Consider the following 6,011-nt stretch of genomic DNA (forward strand, 5'->3'; position numbering starts at 1 on the left):
CCCGATCCCGCCCCCGGCACACCACCGCCCCGGCCGGTGTCCCGGACGTCGACGGCGATCCCGCGCCGGTCGTAGCGCAGCGCCACCGTGGCCGTGGCCCCCGGGCCGGCGTGCTTCATGGTGTTGGTCAGCGCCTCCTGGACCAGCCGGAAGACGGTGAGCTGAACGCCGTCCGGCAGGGCCAGCGGCTTCCCGCTGACGGTGAGGCTCACCGGCAGCCCGGCCTGGCGGACCTGGTCGATCAGCGCGTCGAGGTCGCTCAGCCGGGGCTGGGGCGCGGTGCCGTCGGCGACACCGTCCTCCCGCAGCACACCCAGCAGGCGGCGCATCTCCGCCAGCGCCTCCCGCCCAGTCCGCGAGACCTGGTTGATCGCCTGCCGGGCCTGCCGGGCCTGCGGGACGGAGCTGTCGAGCGCGAACTCCGCGCCGTCCGCCAGGGCGATCATGACGGACAGGTTGTGCGCGACGACGTCGTGCATCTCCCGGGCGATGCGGGCCCGCTCGGCGGCGGCGGCGATCTGGGCCTGCTGGTCTCGTTCCCGCTCGAGGCGGGCGGCCCGGTCGGTGAGGCTCGCGAGGTAGGCCCGCCGGGTGCCCGTGTTGCGGCCGAGCACCCCGACGGTCGTGGTGATCATGCCGAGCACGATCAGGTTGGCGAGCAGCGCGGCGCGGTTCTCGTTCTGCCACGCGATGCTCGCCAGGACGACGGAGGCGGCCGTGACGACCACCGCCACCAGCCGGACCCGCCGCGAGCACAGCGCGGAGACGGTGTAGAAGGCCACCGGCACCCCGAGGTTGCTCTCCACCGTGGGTCCGACCAGGGTCTGGGCGACCGCGGCGGCCAGGCAGGCCGCGAAGACCGCGGCGGGGAACTGGCGCCGCCAGATCAGCGGGAGCAGCCCCGCGACCGCCAGGGCGATCACCGCTGCCCGGTGGGCGACGGAGGACGCGGCCAGCGTGTTCAGCAGCGCCGCCCAGGAGAGCAGGCCGAGCACCGCGGCCAGGGCACCGTCGACCAGCTTCGGATGGGCCCGCAGGAAGCGGCCGATCCGGCCGTGGCGCAGCCGCCCGAGCACCAGCCCCGGCTCGGCCGCCTCGGCCGGCCCTGCCATCACGGCCGGCCCTGCCATCACGGTGGCTACTACCGAGGATGCCGGCCCGGGATCCCCGCCGGGCTCGTCCGCCTGGAGCGGGTCCGTCAGCACAGCCACGGAGACCATCTTGACCTCCATTCCGGGGCGAGGCGAGGGTCAGGCGGGCACGGGATGCCTGGTCAGGCGTCCCGACGGACCAGCAGGACCGCCGCGGTGGTCACCGTGACGACCAGGTAGGCGAGCAGAACGAGCAGTCCGTGCGTCGGCGAGGGCAGATCCGAGCCGTGCGTCACCTGCATCAGCGCGTCCCCCGACGTCGAGGGGAGGTAGTCGCCGACGCGGGCCAGCGAGCGCGGCAGCGCGCCGACGATCTGCGGCAGCACCAGCAGCACGCCGAACAGGGTGCCGAGCGCGGCCGGGGTGTTGCGCAGGATGGCGCCGAGCGCCATCCCCAGCACGCCGATCGCGGTGACGTAGAACGCGGTCCCCAGCACCGCCCGCAGCACCCCCGGGTCGGACAGCGCCACGTCGATGTGCCGCGAGGACAGCATGCCCTGACCGGCGGTGAACGCGATCAGGTTGGCCACCACCATGAGGACGAAGCTCGCCACCGCGAACGTCGTCACCTTCGCCCACAGCACCGGCAGGCGTCGCGGCACGACCCCGAGCGAGGCCCGGATCATCCCGGTGGTGTACTCGCCGGAGATCACCAGGACGCCGAGGACGCCGATGGCGAGCTGGGCCAGGTACATCCCGCTGAGGCTGGTCGCGGCGGCGTCGAAGGTGGCCCTGCCCTCGGGGCTGTAGTGCGGCCAGTCGTTGGCCGCGAGCCGGCACAGGATCGTGCCGAGCAGCACGGTGACCGCCAGCGCCGCCGCCAGCGTCCACACCGTGGAGCGCAGCGAGGTCAGCTTGGTCCACTCGGAGCGCAGCACCCGCAGCTGGGTGACCCGCACGGCCGGGCGGGCACTGTGCTGCCCGGGAGCGGACGGAACGGACGGGGCGGAGCCCACCAGCTGGGTCGTCTGCGCGGTCATGTCGGGATCTCCGATCGGGTGGCGCCCGCCAGGGCGAGGGTCTTCTCGGCGTCAGTGCCGGGGTGGGGGGAGTGCGGGGCCTCGGTGGCGTACTCGACGGCGCCGCGGGTGAGGTCCATGAACGCGTCCTCGAGCGAGACCTGCTTCGGGGTCAGCTCGTGCAGGGCGAGCCCCGCCGTGCGGGCGGCCTCGCCGATCTGCGCGCTGGTGCGGCCGGTGACCTCGAGCGTGTCGGCGGCGGTCGCGGTGACGGTGACGCCGGCGCCGACCAGCACGTCGCGCAGCGCCGCGCTCTGCGGCGTGCGCACGTGCACGGCGGCCGGGGACGCGGAGGCGATGACCTCGGCGACGGTCGTCTCGGCGATGAGCCGCCCGCGTCCGACGATCACCAGGTGGGTCGCGGTCAGTGCCATCTCGCTCATCAGGTGGGAGGAGAGGAAGACCGTGCGGCCCTCGGCGGCGAGGTCGCGCAGCAGGGAGCGGATCCAGCGGATGCCCTCCGGGTCCAGGCCGTTCACCGGCTCGTCGAGGATGAGCGTCGCCGGATCGCCGAGCAGCGCGGAGGCGATGCCGAGCCGCTGTCCCATCCCGAGCGAGAACCCGCCGGCCCGCTTGCGGGCGACGTCGGCGAGCCCGACCATCTCGATCACCTCGTTGACCCGGCGCCGCGAGATGCCGTGTGTCTGGGCGAGGGCAAGCAGGTGCTTGGCCGCGGTCCGGCCGGTGTGCACCGCGCGGGCCTCCAGCATCACGCCGACCTCGTGCATCGGGGCGACCGCGTCGCGGTAGCGGCGGCCGTTGACCCGCACCTCGCCGCGGCTCGGCCGATCGAGGCCGAGGATCATCCGCATCGTGGTGGACTTGCCGGCGCCGTTGGGGCCGAGGAAGCCGGTCACCACACCCGGCCGCGCCGTGAAGGTGAGGTCGTGGACGGCGACCTTGTCGCCGTACCGCTTCTCCAGGCCCATCGCCTCGATCATGTGATCCTCGCGTTCGTGCTCGGTCGCCGTCTTCGGACAACCAGAACGTTAGGGATCTTCGAGGGCCCTGCCGACAGCCTCAAGGACGATCTTTCCGGGCCGCCGGGACCCGCCATACGCCCCAGGTCGTACGCCTCGAGGAGGGGGGTGAACGGCCGGCCGCCGCGGGTGACGGCTTTCTTTTTCGATATGCCGCCGATATACCGCGTGCTGCTAGCATCGCGGGCATGCGTGTCCTGGTCGTCGAGGACGAGCCTTATCTGGCGGAAGCCATCCGCGATGGTCTGCGGCTGGCAGCGATCGCCGCCGACATCGCCGGTCACGGTGACACCGCGCTGGAGATGCTGAGCGTAAACGCGTACGACATCGCCGTCCTCGATCGCGACATTCCCGGGCCTTCTGGCGACGAGATCGCCAGGCGCATCATCGCCTCCGGCAGCGGCATGCCCATCCTCATGCTCACCGCCGCGGACCGGCTCGACGACAAGGCGTCCGGATTCGAGCTCGGCGCCGACGACTACGTCACGAAGCCGTTCGCACTCCAGGAACTCGTGCTCCGGCTCCGGGCGCTCGACCGCAGGCGCGGCCACAGCAGGCCGCCCGTCCGCGAGATCGCCGGCCTGCGGCTGGACGCGTTCCGCCGCGAGGTCTACCGCGACGGCCGCTATGTCGCGCTCACGCGGAAACAGTTCGCGGTGCTCGAGGTTCTCGTCGCCACCGAAGGCGGTGTCGTCAGCGGCGAGGAACTCCTGGAACGGGCCTGGGACGAGAACGCCAATCCGTTCACCAACGCCGTGCGCATCACGGTCTCGGCACTGCGTAAACGTCTCGGCGAACCCTGGATCATCGCCACAGTTCCCGGTGTCGGCTACCGCATCGATACCGGACCAGGCGTCGTGGTCGAAGGAGACGGGCAAGGAGACGGGCATGGATAGAATTCCTGGCCTGAGTGTCCGCCTCAAACTCACCCTGAGCTATGCCGGCTTCCTGATGGTGGCCGGCGTCGTTCTGCTCGCCGCCATGTGGATCTCGCTGCTGCGCAGCATTCATCCCAGCACGGTCGTGATCGTGCGCAGCCGCCGGGAAGCCCTGCATGATTTCGGTCCGACCACGGCGCTCGTGCTGGTCTTTCTGCTGGTGTTCGGTCTCGTCGGCGGATGGCTGCTCGCCGGCCGGATGCTCGCGCCGCTGGCCCGCATCACCGACGCCACGCGCACGGCCGCGAGCGGGTCGCTCTCCCACCGCATCCGACTGCCGGGCCGCACCGACGAATTCCGCGAGCTCGCGGACAGCTTCGACGCCATGCTCGCGCAACTCGAAGCACACGTGGCCGAACAGCAGAGGTTCGCGGCCAACGCCTCCCACGAGCTGCGCACCCCGCTGGCGATCACGCAGACCCTTCTGGACGTCGCCCGCAACGATCCGGATCGCGATGTCGATGCACTCGTCGGCCGCCTGCACGCCGTCAATGTGCGCGCCATCGAACTCACCGAGGCGATGCTCCTGCTCAGCCGCGCCGACCGTCGATCCTTCACCCGAGTGCGCGTCGACCTTTCCCTCCTGGCGGAGGAGGCCACCGAAACGCTTCTCCCCCTCGCAGAAAAGAACGGCGTCACCATCGAGGCCGCCGGCGATGTCGCCCCCACGATCGGGTCCCACGCGCTCCTGCTGCAGTTGAGCACGAACCTCGTGCACAACGCGATCGTCCACAACCAGCCGGAGCAGGGCACCGTCTGGGTCACGACGACGGTGGAGCCCAGGGCGGCCGTGCTCACTGTCGAAAACACCGGCGAGAAGCTCGCGCCACACATCGTCTCCGCACTCGCCGAGCCGTTCGTTCGCGGCACCGAACGTATTCGCAACGACCAGGCGGGCGTAGGTCTTGGCCTGGCGATCGCCAAAAGCATCGCCCGGGCGCACAATGGAACCCTCACTCTCGTCCCACGAGCCGCCGGCGGGCTGTGCGTGACCGTGCGGCTGCCTGCCGCGCCGTCACAGCGATAAGCCCGAAAAGCGCTCGGGCGCCGACGGCACCTACGGGCACGCCTTTGGTGCCAGTCCCGTGGCTGTGGCGTGGGACGCACCCTCGGACGTGGTGCCGACCCCCTTTGAGCGCGGCCGGTGGGCTATACAGTAATTGGCACTCGGCGAGATCGAGTGCCAATTCTCGGTGCGACGGCTGCCCGCCCAGCCGCAATCCACCCGGCATCCGCGGGAAAACCGTCCGTGGCGGCGGGCGCCCATCGATGGCTGGTACCTCGCCACCGCAGACCTGCCCCGGGAGGACCCAGAAACCATGCCGAAGATCATCGCCTTCGACGAGGAGGCTCGGCGCGGCCTGGAGCGCGGCATGAACCAGCTGGCCGATGCGGTCAAGGTCACGCTCGGCCCCAAGGGTCGCAACGTCGTTCTGGCGAACAAGTTCGGCGCCCCCACCCTGACCAACGACGGCGTCTCCATCGCCCGCGAGGTCGAGCCCGAGGGCTCCTACGAGCGGATCGGCGCGGAGCTCGTCAAGGAGGTCGCCCGCAAGACCAACGACGTCGCGGGTGACGGGACCACCACCGCGACCATCCTGGCCCAGGCGCTGATCCGCGAGGGTCTGCGCAACGTGGCCGCCGGTGCGAACCCGCTGGGCCTGAAGAAGGGCATCGAGGTCGCGGTCGCGCGGGTCTGCGCGGACCTCACCCGGGCCGCGAGGGACGTGGAGACCAGGGAGCAGATCGCCGCCACGGCGTCGGTGTCGGCCGGCGACGCGACGATCGGTTCCATGATCGCGGAAGCGATGGACAAGGTTGGTAAGGAGGGTGTGGTCACCGTCGAGGAGAGCAACACCTTCGGCCTCGAGCTCGAGCTCACCGAGGGCATGCGCTTCGACAAGGGCTACATCTCGCCGTACT

6 protein-coding genes are annotated in these 6,011 nt (G+C 71.1%); 3 read left to right on the forward strand and 3 right to left on the reverse strand.

Annotation, left to right across the window (positions count from 1 at the left end):
• The 3 genes from C1A33_RS18500 to C1A33_RS18510 all read right to left on the reverse strand — a co-directional run.
• The coding region (locus C1A33_RS18500) for a sensor histidine kinase (RefSeq protein WP_207770370.1) at window positions 1-1,211 on the reverse strand (1,211 nt) is incomplete at its 3' end.
• A 62-nt stretch (window positions 1,212-1,273) separates the two neighbouring features.
• Complete coding sequence (locus C1A33_RS18505) at window positions 1,274-2,131, reverse strand: ABC transporter permease (protein WP_115537973.1); 858 nt, start codon at window positions 2,129-2,131, stop codon at window positions 1,274-1,276.
• Window positions 2,128-3,111: an ABC transporter ATP-binding protein gene (locus tag C1A33_RS18510; protein ID WP_101832727.1), complete on the reverse strand. Its 984-nt coding sequence runs from the start codon at window positions 3,109-3,111 to the stop codon at window positions 2,128-2,130. Before C1A33_RS18510 ends, C1A33_RS18505 begins: the two co-directional genes overlap by 4 nt.
• A gap of 227 nt (window positions 3,112-3,338) precedes the next feature.
• Here C1A33_RS18510 and C1A33_RS18515 point away from each other — a divergent pair, with 227 nt between their 5' ends.
• The 3 genes from C1A33_RS18515 to C1A33_RS18525 all read left to right on the forward strand — a co-directional run.
• Window positions 3,339-4,046, forward strand: coding sequence for a response regulator transcription factor (locus C1A33_RS18515; RefSeq protein ID WP_101832728.1), 708 nt, complete (start codon window positions 3,339-3,341; stop codon window positions 4,044-4,046).
• Window positions 3,973-5,115: a sensor histidine kinase gene (locus C1A33_RS18520; RefSeq protein WP_279354653.1), complete on the forward strand. Its 1,143-nt coding sequence runs from the start codon at window positions 3,973-3,975 to the stop codon at window positions 5,113-5,115. Before C1A33_RS18515 ends, C1A33_RS18520 begins: the two co-directional genes overlap by 74 nt.
• Before the next feature lie 292 nt (window positions 5,116-5,407).
• Window positions 5,408-6,011: TCP-1/cpn60 chaperonin family protein (locus C1A33_RS18525; RefSeq protein WP_279354654.1), on the forward strand; the 604-nt coding region annotated here is incomplete at its 3' end.

Origin of the sequence: Frankia canadensis (assembly GCF_900197875.1) — a bacterium.
GTDB lineage: Bacteria > Actinomycetota > Actinomycetes > Frankiales > Frankiaceae > Frankia > Frankia canadensis.